11 protein-coding genes are annotated in these 16,184 nt (G+C 43.4%); 8 read left to right on the forward strand and 3 right to left on the reverse strand.

Translation table 11 applies throughout. The features are described 5' to 3' along the window. Positions 1-9 precede the first annotated feature (9 nt). Entirely contained in the window at positions 10-2,844 is a 2,835-nt protein-coding gene (locus tag MN869_RS11055) for a ribonucleoside-diphosphate reductase subunit alpha (RefSeq protein ID WP_005205652.1), read from the reverse strand. A gap of 544 nt (positions 2,845-3,388) precedes the next feature. On the opposite strand from MN869_RS11055, the gene bfmR reads away from it, so the two are divergent. Together bfmR and bfmS are read left to right on the forward strand one after the other, a co-directional pair. Next, positions 3,389-4,105, forward strand: a complete 717-nt coding sequence (bfmR, locus tag MN869_RS11060; RefSeq protein WP_004655457.1) for a response regulator transcription factor BfmR — start codon at positions 3,389-3,391, stop codon at positions 4,103-4,105. A 108-nt stretch (positions 4,106-4,213) separates the two neighbouring features. Continuing rightward, on the forward strand, positions 4,214-5,854 hold the full coding sequence (gene bfmS, locus MN869_RS11065; RefSeq protein ID WP_004804758.1) for a sensor histidine kinase BfmS: 1,641 nt from the start codon (positions 4,214-4,216) through the stop codon (positions 5,852-5,854). Between the two features lie 114 nt (positions 5,855-5,968). Here bfmS and MN869_RS11070 read toward each other — a convergent pair whose 3' ends face one another. Together MN869_RS11070 and MN869_RS11075 are read right to left on the reverse strand one after the other, a co-directional pair. Next, on the reverse strand, positions 5,969-6,325 hold the full coding sequence (locus MN869_RS11070; protein ID WP_004804760.1) for a hypothetical protein: 357 nt from the start codon (positions 6,323-6,325) through the stop codon (positions 5,969-5,971). A gap of 92 nt (positions 6,326-6,417) precedes the next feature. Then, entirely contained in the window at positions 6,418-7,836 is a 1,419-nt protein-coding gene (locus MN869_RS11075) for a sensor domain-containing diguanylate cyclase (RefSeq protein ID WP_033133490.1), read from the reverse strand. 696 nt (positions 7,837-8,532) lie between these two features. On the opposite strand from MN869_RS11075, the gene ndhC reads away from it, so the two are divergent. The 6 genes from ndhC (at position 8,533) to nuoG (ending at position 16,184) form a co-directional block, all read left to right on the forward strand. Continuing rightward, entirely contained in the window at positions 8,533-9,084 is a 552-nt protein-coding gene (gene ndhC / locus MN869_RS11080; RefSeq protein ID WP_004804766.1) for an NADH-quinone oxidoreductase subunit A, read from the forward strand. 6 nt (positions 9,085-9,090) lie between these two features. Beyond that, complete coding sequence (locus tag MN869_RS11085; protein WP_004655450.1) at positions 9,091-9,768, forward strand: NADH-quinone oxidoreductase subunit B; 678 nt, start codon at positions 9,091-9,093, stop codon at positions 9,766-9,768. 88 nt (positions 9,769-9,856) lie between these two features. After that, positions 9,857-11,644, forward strand: a complete 1,788-nt coding sequence (gene nuoC / locus MN869_RS11090; RefSeq protein ID WP_004804769.1) for an NADH-quinone oxidoreductase subunit C/D — start codon at positions 9,857-9,859, stop codon at positions 11,642-11,644. A gap of 12 nt (positions 11,645-11,656) precedes the next feature. Next, on the forward strand, positions 11,657-12,166 hold the full coding sequence (gene nuoE, locus MN869_RS11095) for an NADH-quinone oxidoreductase subunit NuoE (protein WP_004804770.1): 510 nt from the start codon (positions 11,657-11,659) through the stop codon (positions 12,164-12,166). Next, on the forward strand, positions 12,163-13,488 hold the full coding sequence (gene nuoF / locus MN869_RS11100; RefSeq protein ID WP_004804772.1) for an NADH-quinone oxidoreductase subunit NuoF: 1,326 nt from the start codon (positions 12,163-12,165) through the stop codon (positions 13,486-13,488). Before nuoE ends, nuoF begins: the two co-directional genes overlap by 4 nt. Positions 13,489-13,499: 11 nt before the next feature. After that, positions 13,500-16,184 (forward strand): NADH-quinone oxidoreductase subunit NuoG, encoded by a 2,685-nt coding sequence (gene nuoG / locus MN869_RS11105; RefSeq protein WP_033133491.1) that lies wholly within the window; start codon positions 13,500-13,502, stop codon positions 16,182-16,184.

Here is a 16,184-nt window from a genome sequence, read left to right on the forward strand (position 1 = left end):
GGTGTGAAATTACTGACAAGCTTCGCAGTCTGGATTGTCAATTGAACAGGCCAATGGCACTGGCGCTGCTGTTGAGAAACCATCATCTTCAGTTTGAACTTCAGCTTTTTCTGCTACAACCGCTGCTGCCGCAACCACAGGCGCTTCAACCGATGCTGGTTTAACTGCATTCAGTGCCCCAGTATTAATGGTTGATTTCTCTGCAGAAGTCGCACCTAAAGCTCGGAGGTAATATGTAGTTTTAAGACCACGTAACCATGCCATCTTATACGTGATGTCAAGTTTCTTACCATTCGCGCCAGCGATGTAAAGGTTCAATGACTGTGCTTGGTCGATCCATTTTTGACGACGTGACGCAGCATCTACGATCCAGCGAGTATCCACTTCAAATGCAGTCGCGAAGATTGCTTTTAATTCTTCAGGAATACGCGCAATCTTTTGAACTGAACCTTCGAAGTGTTTCAGATCATTCACCATTACGGTATCCCAAAGACCACGTTCTTTTAATGCACGAACAAGGTAAGGGTTGATCACGGTGAACTCACCAGAAAGGTTAGATTTCACATACAAGTTCTGGAAAGTTGGCTCAATTGATTGAGACACGCCACAAATGTTAGAGATGGTTGCAGTCGGTGCAATCGCCATCACATTTGAGTTACGCATACCGTCTTTTTGAACTTTGGCACGTAAAGTGTCCCAGTCTAAACGTTGAGTGCGATCCACTTCGAACATACGCTCTGGACGCGATTTCGCAACGATTTCTAAAGAGTCGATTGGCAAGATACCTTGATCCCACAATGAACCTTTGAATGTTGAGTAAGCACCACGTTCAAGCGCAAGGTTGCTTGATGTTTCAATTGCGTAGTAGCTGATCACTTCCATCGATTCATCAGCGAAATCAACGGCTGCATCTGAACCATAAGCAAGATTCATTTCATACAATGCATCTTGGAAGCCCATGATACCCATACCCACAGGGCGGTGTTTCAAGTTCGATGTTTTCGCTTGTGGTACAGCATAGTAGTTAATGTCGATGACGTTATCGAGCATACGCACCGCAGTTTTCACTGTACGCGCAAGCTTTTCACGATCTAATACGCCACCTTGAACGTGTTGTACAAGGTTGATCGAACCTAAGTTACACACCGCGATTTCATCTTGGTTTGTGTTTAAAGTGATTTCTGTACACAAGTTCGAAGAGTGAACCACGCCCACGTGTTGTTGTGGTGAACGTAAGTTACATACGTCTTTGAATGTGATCCATGGGTGACCTGTTTCGAACAACATCGAAAGCATTTTGCGCCATAAATCTTTAGCACGTACTTTCTTGTGTAGCATGTTTTGTTCTTTTGCTACAGCTTCGTAGTGTGCATAACGCTCAGCGAATTCTGCGCCAGTTAAATCATGCAGGTCTGGTGTTTCAGACGGTGTGAACAAGGTCCATTCAGCATCTTCAAACACACGTTGCATGAACAAGTCAGGCACCCAGTTCGCTGTGTTCATGTCGTGGGTACGACGACGGTCATCACCTGTGTTTTTACGTAGCTCTAGGAATTCTTCAACATCCAAGTGCCAAGTTTCAAGGTATGCACAAACTGCACCTTTACGCTTACCACCTTGGTTTACCGCAACGGCTGTATCGTTGGCAACTTTAAGGAATGGAACCACACCTTGAGATTTACCGTTGGTGCCTTTGATATAAGAGTTCAATGCACGTACAGGTGTCCAGTCATTACCTAAACCACCCGCCCATTTTGATAGCATCGCGTTGTCACGCATTGCACCATAAATGTCATACAGGTCATCACCAATCGTGGTTAAGTAACAGCTAGATAATTGCGGACGCAATGTACCTGAGTTAAAGAGCGTCGGTGTAGAAGCCATGTAGTCGAAGCTAGACAATAAGTCATAGAACTCGATTGCACGGTCTTCTCTATTTTCTTCATTGAGCGAAAGACCCATTGATACACGCATAAAGAATAATTGTGGTAATTCAAAACGCACGCCATTTGAATGGATGAAGTAACGGTCAAATAAAGTTTGTAGACCTAAATAAGTGAACTGGTTTGAGCGTTCTGGTTTGATCGCAGCAGCCAATTTTGCAAGGTCAAAATCAAGCAAGTCCTTAGAAAGAAGATCAAGCTCAATACCTTTCTTCAAGAAGGTTTCTAAAGCATCACCTTCTAAGGTGTCTGTCGGTAGACCGAGGAACTCTAAACCTGTGCTAACGAGTTCGCTACTAAGTAAACGCGCAGTCACATAAGTATAGTTTGGCTCTTGTTCGATACGGGTACGCGTTGCCATCATCATGGTGGTCGCGATATCGCTTTCTTTTACGCCGTTATATAAGTTCTTTACCGTTTCATCAAGAATGGCTTGAACATCAATTCCTTCTAGACCTTCACTTGCAGTTTCAATGGTGGCTGTAAGCGCATCCAAATCCAATGGTTGGAGCTGACCATTGGCATCTGTAATTTGAAGGGTAGGGTGATGGTTCGCACCAGTTTGCTGACGAGCACTTGCGCGTTGGTCACGATAAATGACGTAGGCACGTGCAACTTTTTGCTCGCCTGTACGCATCAATGCCAATTCAACTTGGTCTTGAATTTCTTCGATATGAATCGTACCGCCAGAAGGCAAACGGCGATTGAATGTGTTCATTACCATTTCAGTCAGTTGAGTGATACGGTCATGGATACGACTTGAGTCAGTACCTTGTTGACCTTCAACAGCTAAAAATGCTTTCCCAATCGCAACAGAAATTTTCTCGGCATTAAATGTCGCAATCTCACCGGTGCGCTTAATGACCTGAAGTTGGCCAGGAGTAGAAGTGATGATGCTCATGTCAGCATAGCTCCATTATCATCTATTTTTATGTTCATGGACCGTTTGAATCGAGCAAAAAGTATGCCACGATGTTTGAGGGATAAACACAATACTTAGTGGTTAAAGTTTATTTTCAACACAAGATACGGGATTTTTTGCAGTAGATCAATCCTTGACTTTTTACTAATTTTTTTTTCATGTGTTAACTGCTGAAATCACAGTCACATAGCATATCAAAGCCATTAAAAAAGGCTTATAGATAACTCTGTGGATAACTCAAAAAACAGACACTTAAATTGTTTTGGGTGAATAAAGAAACAAATTGTTTAACATTGGCACAAAATCTATACTAAATATTCATCCTGTCGGAAAAAGCATAGAGAGCTGAAAAATATATTAAAATTCATAATTTTAATAAAAATATAACAAAAGGGGTTAGGCGTGTATCAGTTTGGTGAACGCCTACTTGTTTACAATGTAAACGTGTGTATATTGCAAAACATAAACCAATGTATCTGTCAGATTTCATAGATAGATTCACTCAGATTTTAGGGGCAAACAAATGAGCCAAGAAGAAAAGTTACCGAAGATTTTGATCGTAGAAGATGACGAACGCTTAGCACGTTTAACACAAGAGTATTTGATTCGTAACGGTTTAGAAGTTGGAGTCGAAACGGATGGTAATCGTGCAATTCGTCGCATTATCAGCGAGCAACCAGATTTAGTGGTTCTCGATGTGATGTTGCCGGGCGCAGATGGCCTGACCGTTTGTCGTGAAGTACGTCCGCATTACCATCAACCAATTTTGATGCTCACTGCACGTACTGAAGATATGGATCAGGTTCTTGGCTTGGAAATGGGTGCAGACGATTATGTTGCGAAACCTGTTCAACCACGTGTGTTATTAGCGCGCATCCGTGCTTTATTACGCCGTACTGACAAAACAGTTGAAGACGAAGTTGCACAACGTATCGAGTTTGATGACCTTGTGATTGATAACGGTGGTCGTTCAGTAACGTTAAATGGTGAGTTGGTTGACTTCACCAGCGCTGAATATGACTTGTTATGGTTGTTGGCGTCGAATGCAGGTCGTATCTTGTCTCGTGAAGATATCTTTGAGCGTCTTCGTGGTATTGAATACGATGGTCAAGATCGTTCGATCGATGTACGTATTTCACGTATCCGTCCAAAAATCGGTGATGACCCAGAAAATCCAAAACGTATCAAAACAGTGCGTAGTAAAGGTTATTTATTCGTTAAAGAAACCAACGGAATCTAAACTCTCTAAAGCCTCCTTTTAAAAGGGGGCTTTTCCCTTGATAGAGGAGGGGCTTGTACAGCGTGGCTGTTCAGGAGAGATTTTAACTAGCTTGGAATTATTTACCCTATGGTAAGTCGAGTACTGAAAAACAGCATATTCTTGCGTATCTATGCTGGATTGGTGGTTTTGGTTGTTGTGGTTGCCGCATTTTGTTATTTGCTGGTGCAGATCATTAACTATCAACGGGCGCAAGAATATCGTGAATCTCTTACCGATGGCATTTCTTATGTCATTAGTGAAGGGGTATCTCGTCAGCCAGAAAAGCAACAAAAGTTAGATTGGATTTCCGATGCGTCTGATTTGCTGGAACTACCGATCTACTATGTCGATGCTGAACGGGTAGAACTATCGCGTACCGAGAAAAAACGTATTGCTGAGCAAAAATCAGTGGTTCGTTATGATGCGAATAATGGGATTGGCTATATCATTATTGGCCTGAAAGACGACCCTAAGCATTTCCTCTATATTAAAGTCGATAAAATTGGCGAACGCCAAATGAAAGCGCTACCGATTTTTGTACTGGATTATTTGATTTTCTATCCAGGGCAGGAGCGTGAGTATTTAGACAAAATTAAAAAGCATTTCTATTACCCAATTGAAATTGCGGATATTAAAGACATTAATCTGGATTCGGAGCAGATTGGTCGTTTGCGCCAAGATCAAAGTGTGTTGCTGTATAAAGACAGTGCAACTGTGCGTGGCACCACCATTTCGATTGTTTCTCCAATGCCAAACCATCCTGCGCAAGTGCTGATTTTAGGGCCTGTTCCAATGTTTAATTGGATGCCGTTCCAGCTGTCAGCAGGGATCACCTTATTCAGCTTGTTCTTATTAAGTTTGGGTGTTTATGGCCTGATTTTACCGCTTGAGCGTAAAATTCGTCAGGTCCGTTATGCCTTGAATAAGATGAAGTCGGGTGACTTGTCATTGCGTGTACCCATTGAAGGTACTGACGAAATGGCAAATTTGGCATCCAGTTATAACAATATGTCAGATCATATTCAGCGTTTGATTGAAGCGCAGCGTGAATTGATGCGTGCGGTGTCGCATGAACTCAGAACACCTGTGGCACGGATTCGTTTTGGTATGGAGATGCTGGCTGAAGAAGATGATTATAATTATCGTATTCAGCAAGTGGACATGATTGATAAAGATATTGAAGCACTCAATACCTTGATTGATGAGATCATGACCTATGCCAAATTGGAGCAAGGTACGCCATCTCTAGATTTCGAAGACATTGTACTGGTTGAAGTATTGGATCAGGTCGCAATGGAAACGGAAGCATTGAAGACGCAAAAAGAAATTGAACTGATTGCACCGCCATTAGCCTTGAAAGTGGATGCAGAACGCCGCTATCTACACCGAGTGGTGCAAAATCTGGTCGGTAATGCAGTACGTTATTGCGATAATAAAGTCCGCATTAGTGGTGGGGTTCGTGCTGACGGTAATGCCTATGTCTGCGTCGAAGATGACGGGCCGGGGATTCCTGAACAAGAGCGCAGTCGTATTTTTGAGGCCTTCGCCCGTTTAGATGACAGCCGTACCCGTGCTTCAGGTGGTTATGGTCTAGGTCTGTCAATTGTCAGCCGGATTGCCTATTGGTTTGGTGGTACGATCCAAGTCGATCAAAGTCCAAACTTGGGCGGTGCACGCTTTATCATGACGTGGCCTGCCAAGCGTTATAAACAAGTCATTAAAAAATAAGTAGTGAAAAAGGAATGATATTTATCATTCCTTTTTTTATTGATATTAATAAAAAAGCCAAAGCAAAATACTTTGGCTAAATCAGGTCTTTTGGCGACCTTGAATTATTACTATTTATTCATGAACAGATGGATCGGGTTCAATCAACGGTTTGCCTGAGCGAAGGCTCTGCAATGCATCTGCATTGAAGTCAATCAGTAGCGCATTGTTCTTGATATCGATTTTATAACCTTTGATCAGGGTTTGATCTCCATTTAAGGTTTCGACTTTATAGCCATCGGCAATATTGAGAATACTTTCTAAATTGGTTGTTGTGGCGGCAAAATCCTCTCTAAATACTTCGTAAATGTCTCTTAAATCAAAAATTGCATTATCAGCATCTGGATGTTTTCGAACATAACTTTCTATATGGCGCATCAGAAGTTGTGAAAAAAAGAAATAATCCGAAGCGTGAGTGTATTCTAGATGCATATTTTTCTCCTTTTGTTCTCATTCTAGAATACTCATCTATTCGCGCTGCTGTGTATAAAGATAATTAAAGTATTTAGCTGAATTGCAACATATTATGTCGAAATGACAACTTGGTTTCGGCCCTGCCGTTTGGCTTGATACAGCGCATCGTCGGCCTGCTTAAATAATTGCTCAATGGCGTGCTGATTTTCAGGTGTGCAGATACAAATTCCAATGCTGATTTGAATGAAGAAACGTTGCTGTTGTTCATGTTCAATCGGGGTTTGGCTGATCTGTAGGCGGATTTTTTCAGCGCAGAGATAAGCTGCATCGGCATCGGTGTCGGTCATAAAGATAGCGAACTCTTCACCGCCTAAACGACCGAGCAAGTCTTGAGGGCTGAGTAGGCTCTGAATGGTGTGCACGCAGCTTTGCAAGGCACGATCACCCATCTGGTGTCCATAGCTGTCATTCACTTGTTTAAAGTGATCAATGTCGAGCATAAGAAAGGCCGTACTTTGACCAGCCTGTGTTGCTTGCTGCTGGAACAGTTGCACCGATTGTAGAAATTGGCGGCGGGTCAGGCTGGAGGTGAGTTCATCATGCGCAATGGTATCTTGCAATTCTTGGATTAGCTTGGATCTCACCATATTGATACTGGACACGGTGAGTGGGGCAATCGTCATCATAATCAGTCCAAGGCGGATTGAGATGGCATTATTTAAAAATTGCTGGGGATAAAGTAGCAGGTAGTTCTGCGAGACGTGATAGATCACAAAGGCGCAGCTGATCGAAGTAATCATTGCCACTGAAAAATGACGATAGCTCAATGCACACCAGATCAGTGCCGCAATTGGATAAAGTAGGGAACCGGGACCTGCATCATAGTAGCCAATTGCAATGGAGAAAATAACTGCAAATAGCGGTAAGCTTTCTTGTACCGTTTGAGTTTTAAACTCTTGGAGTTGCTGTTTAAATTCACTCCAAAGCGGAGCACTAATGATTGCCGGGAGCAGTAATAATGCATTTTGAATTTCCGCAGTAAACCAATAGCCAAAATCAATCCAAAATGAACCTAAAGCAAATTTGGTGTTAAATAAAGGTAGGGTGAGGGCTGCAAATAATGAGCTAGCCAAACCACCGATACAGCAAAAACTAAATAGAAATAGATAAAAATAACCATGATGCATTGAACGGATAAATGCATTAAATTTGACATATAGGGCCAATGTCGTGATGACGTAGAGTAGATTTGCTGAGGTTAGACAAATATTGAGTAAAAAAGGCGTATCTTGTGAGGTATCGGCAAGTAGGTAACCCACGATTGCCCCAATAAAACTGATCGGGTGGCGTGTTTGCGGAAAACGAATGAGTAAACCGAGCAGAACCGAGTTAGCAGGCCAAAAAGAGGCAAGAAAGGTGAGGTGTCTGGTTGCGATACCGAGTAGGCAGCACAATAGAATTACCCCACTAAAAAGTAGAAATAATTGTAAAAGGGAGCGTGGTTTTAATGCTGCATAGGCTTGGGGCATGCTGACGCGGTTCTATGGGGAGGCAAGGTCGCGCTATTATATAGGGTCTGTTGAGATTTCACAGATGCTTGCGACAGAGGACATTTTTTAGACGGTACAAGGCAGGTTTTACGAAACTTAGTTATTCTAAGTGTGTGAGACCTAACGCCGTAACGGCAAAAAAAGTCCCTGTCCTTGCGCTGCGTCAAAGCAATGCTTTGCTCTTGCTTAGGTTATGGCTAAAACCTCCATAAACTGCGTTATGAAACTTGGCAAGGGGATCACCATTGCCTGCATTTCATGCCTTGTTTCTGTCGTTTTAGCCGATAACGCAATGCATGGCTGAAATGTCAACAGGCCCTAACTTCTGTTTAAATTTTCATCATAAATTTGTATCAATGCAATGATTTAGTTCGTGCTGCAATATATTGGGGCGGACCACTCAAAATTTAGATTTTTTCACGATGTAGAAAAAGAAAAAAATGATCAATATAGTCTTCTTGATTAGATAATTCGATTTTTAGGGGTGAATTAACCATGATCTTGGATATATCGGTAAATTTAAGGACAAAATCATCCGAAAGACTAAAGCGCTTCAACTAGCATGAGAAATTAGAAATCAGGTACAATTGGCGGGATTAATTTTGTGTTTGGTGTATTTGAAGGCCAATACATACATTCTTTGTTAAAAATAGGCCTGCCAGGAGTTATCCCCGCATGAGTGCCATTACTCCATACGAATGGGCAATAATTGCCTTCGTGATCGGCGTTACATTTCTTTGCGTTTTTATGCTCACTGTTCCCTTACTCCTAGGGGGTAAAGCATGGGGACGTGCAAAGCAAGAGCAGTTTGAATCAGGTGTAGTTGGTGCGGGCGGTGCTCGTATCCGCTTGTCAGCCAAGTTCTATTTAGTTGCAATTTTCTTTGTGGTTTTCGATCTGGAAGCCCTCTATCTCTACGCTTGGGCAACTTCAGTTCGTGAAGTCGGTTGGGTTGGTTTTGCAACGGCTGCTGTCTTTATTTTAGTTTTATTAATCGGTTTGATTTATGAGCTTTCTACAGGCGCACTTAACTGGGCACCTTCAGATCGTCGTAAAGCAGCTGGGATTAAAACCAAAATAGGTTCGCCAAATATGAACATTGCTGACATTACGCGATTCAATAATATTGAAGAGTTAGTTGTCGATCCTACTGGTCATATTCCAGCACAGTCTTCAGGTCGTGTTAAATCTAAAACACCGACTACATCATTACTTAAAAAGGAGTAAGTCGGGATGAAATATACTTTAACCCGTGCGAATCCAGATGCCGATCAATATCCATTACAAGATCGTCAAATCGTAACTGATCCACTTGAGGAAGAAGTTAATAAAAGCGTGATGATGACGCGTCTTGAAGATGTGTTGCATACAGCGGTGAACTGGGGGCGTAAAAACTCTTTGTGGCCTTTTAACTTTGGTACTTCATGCTGCTACGTTGAATATGCAACGACTTTAACGGGTGTACATGACTTATCCCGTTTTGGTGCTGAGGTTATTCGTGCTTCACCACGTCAAGCAGATTTGATGATTGTTGCAGGGACCTGCTTTGTCAAAATGGCACCTGTAATTCAACGTTTGTATGAACAAATGCTTGAGCCTAAATGGGTGATCTCAATGGGTGCTTGTGCGAACTCTGGCGGTATGTATGACATCTACTCTGTAGTTCAAGGTGTCGATAAAATTATTCCTGTTGATGTGTACATCCCAGGTTGCCCGCCTCGTCCAGAAGCATTGATTCAAGCATTGATGTTACTTCAAGACCAAATTCAACTAGAGCGCCGTCCACTTTCAGCGGTTATTGGTGATGATCTTCAGCCTGTGTATAAGCCAAAGATGATGCCAGAACGTGACCGTAAAAATGCTGAACGTATTGCGGTGAAAAACTTACGCTCTATGGATGATATTAAATAATTTTCTCGATGAGTTTTTGACATGTCCCGTGATGGGTATGGTCATCGGAAAAATTGCCAGAATTTGTATTAAATAGGAAGCCAAGCCAATGGCTGAAACTGACATTGCTATGCCAGAATCAACACCAGTTGATTCCCGCCCTGCATTTGCAATCGTAGAAGAGCTCAAAACCAAATTTGGTGAGAACTTCTATGTGCAGACGACTTTTGAAGAGTTTCCAACAGTCTGGGTTGAGCGCGCACGCGTGCAAGAAGTCCTTATGTTCCTCCGTAAAGTGGAACGTCCTTATGTGATGTTGTTTGACTTATCAGCGGTAGATGAGCGTTTACGTGTTCACCGTGATGGTTTACCAGCATCTGACTTCACTGTGTTCTATCACTTGTTATCGCTTGAGCGTAATAGTGATATTCGTATTAAAGTTGCGTTGAATGAAAATGATTTAAGCATTCCAACTGCAACCAACATTTGGCCAAATGCCAACTGGTACGAGCGTGAAGCTTACGATATGTTCGGTATCGATTTCGCAGGGCATCCAATGCTCCGTCGTATCTTGTTACCAACCTATTGGGAAGGTCACCCATTACGTAAAGAATATTCAGCGCGTGCGACAGAATATACGCCGTATATGCAAGACCAAGCAAAGCAAGATTTCGAACAAGAACACTTACGCTTTGTACCAGAAGACTGGGGTCTAAAACGCGGTAATGACGACGAAGACTTCATGTTCCTGAACTTGGGTCCTAACCATCCATCTGCACACGGTGCTTTCCGTGTGGTATTACAGTTGGACGGTGAAGAAGTGAAAGACTGTGTGCCTGATATCGGTTATCACCACCGTGGTGTGGAAAAGATGGCTGAACGTCAAACATGGCATTCATTCATTCCTTATACCGATCGTGTCGACTACCTCGGTGGTTGTGCGCAAAACATGCCATACGTGATGGCTGTTGAGCAGCTTGCTGGTATTAAAGTACCTGAGCGTGCACAAGTCATTCGTGTGATGTTGAACGAATTATTCCGTATCAATAACCACTTGTTGTTTTGTGGTACAGCGATTCAGGATGCGGGTGGTATGACTCCTGTATTCTATATGTTCGCAGACCGTCAAAAAGTCTATGACATCGTTGAAGCGATTACGGGTTACCGTATGCACCCAGCATGGTTCCGTATTGGTGGTACAGCACACGACCTTCCAAATAACTGGCAAAAACTTGTTAAAGAGTTGCTAGAGTGGATGCCGAAACGTTTGAATGAGTACTACACTGCTGCACTTAAAAACTCAGTATTTATTGGTCGTACGCGTAACGTTGCGCAATACGATGCTAAATCTGCGTTGGCTTGGGGTGTAACAGGTACTGGTTTACGTGCGACGGGTATTGATTTTGACGTTCGTAAATATCGTCCATACAGTGGTTATGAAAACTTCGACTTTGATATTCCAGTGGAATATGAAGGCGATGCATATGCACGTGTCTTGGTTCACTTCCGTGAAATTACTGAGTCGTTGAAAATCATTCAACAGTGCTTGGATAACATGCCATCTGGTCCTTATAAAGCGGATCATCCATTGGCTGTTCCACCACCGAAAGATAAGACATTACAAGATATTGAAACCTTGATTACGCACTTCTTGAGCGTATCTTGGGGTCCAGTAATGCCTGCGGGTGAGTCATCATTTATGACGGAAGTCGTGAAAGGCGCGAGTACTTATTATTTGACTTCAGACAAGTCAACGATGAGTTACCGTACCCGTATTCGTACACCGACATTCACTCACTTACAGCAAATGCCTTCAGTGATTAACGGCAGTTTGGTTTCTGACTTGATCATTTATTTGGCGACCATTGACGTGGTTATGGCTGACGTGGATCGCTAGGGGTAAACGATTATGATGATTTTGACTGATAAAAAACCACGTGTGAATGTTGAAGGGATTTTGACTGCTGACGAAATTCATGACATTGAACATCACATTGGTCATTACCCGTACCCACGTGCAGCCTCTTTGGATGCTTTGAAGTGTGTACAGCGCCGTAATGGTTGGGTAGATGATGCACAAATGAATGCGATTGCACAGTTGTTGACGATGAGTGTGGCGGATCTTGAAGGTGTTGCAACTTTCTATAACCGTATCTACCGTCAACCGGTTGGTCGCCATGTGATTTTATTGTGTGACTCAATTGCATGCTTCTTGATGGGTGCAGAAACTTTGGCAGAAGCATTCCAGCGCGAGTTGGGTATCCAGTACGGACAAACCACAGCAGATGGCCGTTTTACCTTGCTCCCAATTTGCTGTTTAGGCAACTGCGATAAAGGTCCAACTTTAATGATTGATGAAGATACGCATGGTCTTGTGGACGTGTCATCAGTTAAACAGTTATTGGAGAAGTATGTATGAATACTGAACCAAAACCAATTTATGGCGACGGTAATCCAGAAACGCATCCATTGACTTGGCGTTTGAGCAAACAAGAGTTTGTGCGTGCAGCAGATGAGTATGAAGCACTTGAAGGTTATGCTGGCTTTAAAAAAGCATTGAGCATGCCACCAAAAGACGTGCTTGAAGTCATTAAAGCTGCAACGGTCAAAGGTCGTGGTGGTGCAGGTTTCCCAGCGGGAATTAAATGGTCATTGATGGCGCCAAATGATGGTGGTCCACGCTATTTGATCTGTAATGCCGATGAAATGGAACCAGGTACCTTTAAAGACCGTTTGTTGATGGAAAAACTTCCTCATCAATTGATCGAAGGCATGCTGATTGCAGGTTATACCTTAGAAGCAACTCAAGGTTATATCTTCATCCGTGGTGAATATGTTGAAGCAGCTCAATACTTAAATGAAGCATTAGAGCAAATCCGTGCCAAAGGTTACTTGGGTGACAACATCCTTGGAACAGGCTGGAACTTTGATATGCATGTTCACACTGGCGCAGGTCGTTATATCTGTGGTGAAGAAACTGCATTGATCAACTCGCTTGAAGGTCGTCGTGCCAATCCGCGTACTAAGCCACCATTCCCGCAAGTTGCAGGGGCATGGGGCCGTCCAACGATTGTCAACAACGTTGAGACCTATAACAACTTGCCAGCGATTATGCTTCGTGGTCCTGAGTGGTACATCAATCTTTCTGCGGGTAAGTCGAAAGATCCGGGTACCAAGATCTATGGTGCATCAGGCAAAGTTAAATTCCCTGGTCTTTGGGAACTTCCATTTGGTACAACAGCGCGTGAAGTGATTGAAGAACATGCGGGTGGTATGCGTGATGGTCTTACTTTGAAAGCATGGTTACCAGGTGGTGCTTCGACTGACTTTTTAGCAGCTGAGCACATTGATTTGCCAATGGATTCTGAAACGATCATGAAAGCGGGTTCACGTTTAGGTACCTGTTTGTTGATGGTTGTGGATGAAACTCAATGTATGGTTTCTGCTACACGTAATTTAGAAGAATTCTTTGCACGTGAATCATGTGGTTTCTGTACACCATGCCGTGATGGTTTACCTTGGGCAGTTAAAGCGCTTAAAGCACTGGAAGCAGGCGAAGGTAAGAAAGAAGATATCGATCACCTACAAGAACTTACTCGTAAATTGTGGATTGGTAAAACTTTCTGTGCTCACGCACCAGGTGCGATGGAGCCGCTTATGGGCGCACTTAAATATTTCCGTGGCGAGTTTGAAGCAAAGGTTAAAACCCATGCTCCTGCTCTAGACGTAGAACAAGCTTAAGGAATTCGACTATGGCTACAATTCATGTCGATGGAAAATCGTATGAAGTCAACGGCACTGAAAACTTGCTACAAGCATGTTTAAGCCTTGGCATCGACATCCCGTATTTTTGTTGGCACCCATCCTTAGGTTCTGTTGGTTCTTGTCGTCAATGTGCGGTGACTCAGTACGCAAATCCTGAGGACACACGTGGACGCTTGGTGATGTCATGTATGACACCTGCTGCCGACAATACCTATATTTCGATTGAAGACAAAGAAGCGACGGATTTCCGTGCGTCGATTGTTGAATTCTTAATGACCAACCACCCGCACGACTGTCCAGTCTGTGAAGAAGGTGGTCACTGTCATTTACAAGATATGACCGTCATGACGCAACATGACCGTCGTCGCTATCGCTTTACCAAACGTACGCATCACAACCAAGAGTTGGGTTCGTTTATTGCGCATGAGATGAACCGTTGTATCGCATGTTATCGTTGTGTGCGTTACTACAAAGATTATGCGGGCGGTACGGACTTTGGTGTATATGCCAATGCTTCACGTGTTTACTTTGGTCGTCCAGAATCAGGCACTTTAGAGTCTGAATTCTCTGGTAACTTGACTGAAGTCTGCCCAACGGGTGTATTCACGGATAAGACCCATTCAGCACGCTATAACCGTAAGTGGGACATGCAGTATGCGCCAAGCGTATGTCATGGCTGTTCTTCAGGTTGTAACATTTCTCCGGGCGAACGCTATGGCGAAATCCGTCGTGTTGAAAACCGTTTCAATGGTTCAGTCAACCAATACTTCCTTTGTGACAAAGGTCGTTTCGGTACAGGTTATGTGAATCGTGAAGATCGTCCACGTCAACCGCAGTTCCGCAATGGTGAAACTGTTGCGACTGTGAGTGTTGATCAGGCACTTGATCAAGTGATTACTCAACTTCAAGGCAAGAAAGTGTTAGGTATTGGTTCACCACGCGCAAGCTTGGAATCAAACTACGCACTGCGTGAATTGGTCGGACAAGACAATTACTCAACAGGTATGTCTCAAAAAGATCAAAACTTGGTTGAGTTAGCTGCATCAATCATGCAAACACAGGGTATCTATAACCCGAACATGCGTGAAATTGAAAGCTATGATGCGGTGTTGATCTTGGGTGAAGACTTAACTCAAACTGCGCCACGTATGGCATTGTCTGTTCGCCAAGCTGCGAAAAACAAAGCCAAAGAAATGGCTGCTGCGACACGTACACCAGACTGGTTAGCAGAACCTGTACAACGTATCGGTCAAGATGCAAAATCACCAATCTATATCCTTGCTGCAACACAAACGCGTTTAGCCGATGTTGCAACAGGTGAAGTGGTTGCATCTCCAAATGATATCGCACGTTTAGGTTTCGCGGTTGCTGCTGCTGTTAAAGGTGAAGCACTCTCTGGTTTAGCGGATGATGCCAAAGCATTTGCGCAAACCATTGCAGATACTTTGAAAGCGGCGAAAAAACCATTGATTATCTCTGGTACCAGCTTACAAGATCCTGCAATCATGGAAGCTGCAGCTCAAGTTGCACAAAACTTAGGTGAACATGCAGGCTTGTCATTGACTGTTCCTGAAGTGAACTCAATGGGCTTGGCGCTGTTTGGTGGCTTAAGCTTAGAACAAGCATTTGCACAAGATTATGATGCAGTGGTTGTGATTGAAAATGACTTAACTCGTCGTTTACCAGTGGCTCAAGTGAAAGCTGCATTTGACAAGGCTGAGACTGTGATCGTGCTCGATCATAGCGAAACTGAAACCTTGAAACTTGCAGATATCGTACTTTCAGCAGCAAGCTTTGCTGAAGGTGACGGTACTGTCGTGAGCCAAGAAGGCCGTGCACAACGTTTCTATCAAGTGTATGACCCAAGCTACTACAAACCTGAATATGCGATCAAAGAATCATGGCGCTGGTTACATGCCATTGAGACAGGTCTCAAAGGCAAAGCAGTGGACTGGACATTGCTTGATGATGTGATTGATGACATCGTGAAGAATGTTCCTGTGCTTGCTGCAATTGAAGACGTTGCACCAGATGCTGGCTATCGTATCCACGGTTTGAAAATTGCACGTGAACCACGTCGTTACTCAGGTCGTACCGCAATGCGTGCACCGTTATCGGTTCACGAACCTAAGCAACCGACGGATATCGACTCTGCATTAACGTTCTCGATGGAAGGTTATGTAGGGAATCAGACTGCATCTTCATTGGTACCTTTCGCATGGTCTGCGGGTTGGAACTCACCACAAGCTTGGAACAAATACCAAGATGAAGTGGGTGGTCACTTAAAAGGTGGTGATTCGGGTGTTCGTTTATTCGATCGTTTAGCAAAACGTCCTGCGCGTAGCTATGTTGCACCTTCTGCTGTTGTTGTGAATCCTGAAAGCTTCCGCCTTGTGCCGATGCACCATATTTTTGGTTCTGGCGAATTCACCATTAAAACACCTGCGATGGAATCTCGTATTCCTGAAGCAATGTTTGCTGTGGGTGAGCAAGATGCGACACGCTTAAATGTTCAAGATGGTCAACGTATTACAGTGAAAGCGGGTGAAACGAGTATTAGCTTGCCAGTACAAGTGATCGAATATTTACCAACAGGTTATATTGGTTACCCAATTGGTTTAGCACCAACTGTTTCATTGGCAGAGCCTGTTTCTGTGGCGGTAGGAGTGTAA

The organism is Acinetobacter sp. NIPH1876, assembly GCF_022808535.1.
Lineage (GTDB): Bacteria > Pseudomonadota > Gammaproteobacteria > Pseudomonadales > Moraxellaceae > Acinetobacter > Acinetobacter higginsii.

Excerpts from the sequence above, each read along its gene's own strand:
- MN869_RS11055 (WP_005205652.1), bottom strand. The coding sequence starts at position 2,844 with ATGAGCATCATCACTTCTACTCCTGGCCAACTTCAGGTCATTAAGCGC.
- bfmR (WP_004655457.1), top strand. The coding sequence starts at position 3,389 with ATGAGCCAAGAAGAAAAGTTACCGAAGATTTTGATCGTAGAAGATGAC.
- bfmS (WP_004804758.1), top strand. The coding sequence starts at position 4,214 with ATGGTAAGTCGAGTACTGAAAAACAGCATATTCTTGCGTATCTATGCT.
- MN869_RS11070 (WP_004804760.1), bottom strand. The coding sequence starts at position 6,325 with ATGCATCTAGAATACACTCACGCTTCGGATTATTTCTTTTTTTCACAA.
- MN869_RS11075 (WP_033133490.1), bottom strand. The coding sequence starts at position 7,836 with ATGCCCCAAGCCTATGCAGCATTAAAACCACGCTCCCTTTTACAATTA.
- ndhC (WP_004804766.1), top strand. The coding sequence starts at position 8,533 with ATGAGTGCCATTACTCCATACGAATGGGCAATAATTGCCTTCGTGATC.
- MN869_RS11085 (WP_004655450.1), top strand. The coding sequence starts at position 9,091 with ATGAAATATACTTTAACCCGTGCGAATCCAGATGCCGATCAATATCCA.
- nuoC (WP_004804769.1), top strand. The coding sequence starts at position 9,857 with ATGGCTGAAACTGACATTGCTATGCCAGAATCAACACCAGTTGATTCC.
- nuoE (WP_004804770.1), top strand. The coding sequence starts at position 11,657 with ATGATGATTTTGACTGATAAAAAACCACGTGTGAATGTTGAAGGGATT.
- nuoF (WP_004804772.1), top strand. The coding sequence starts at position 12,163 with ATGAATACTGAACCAAAACCAATTTATGGCGACGGTAATCCAGAAACG.
- nuoG (WP_033133491.1), top strand. The coding sequence starts at position 13,500 with ATGGCTACAATTCATGTCGATGGAAAATCGTATGAAGTCAACGGCACT.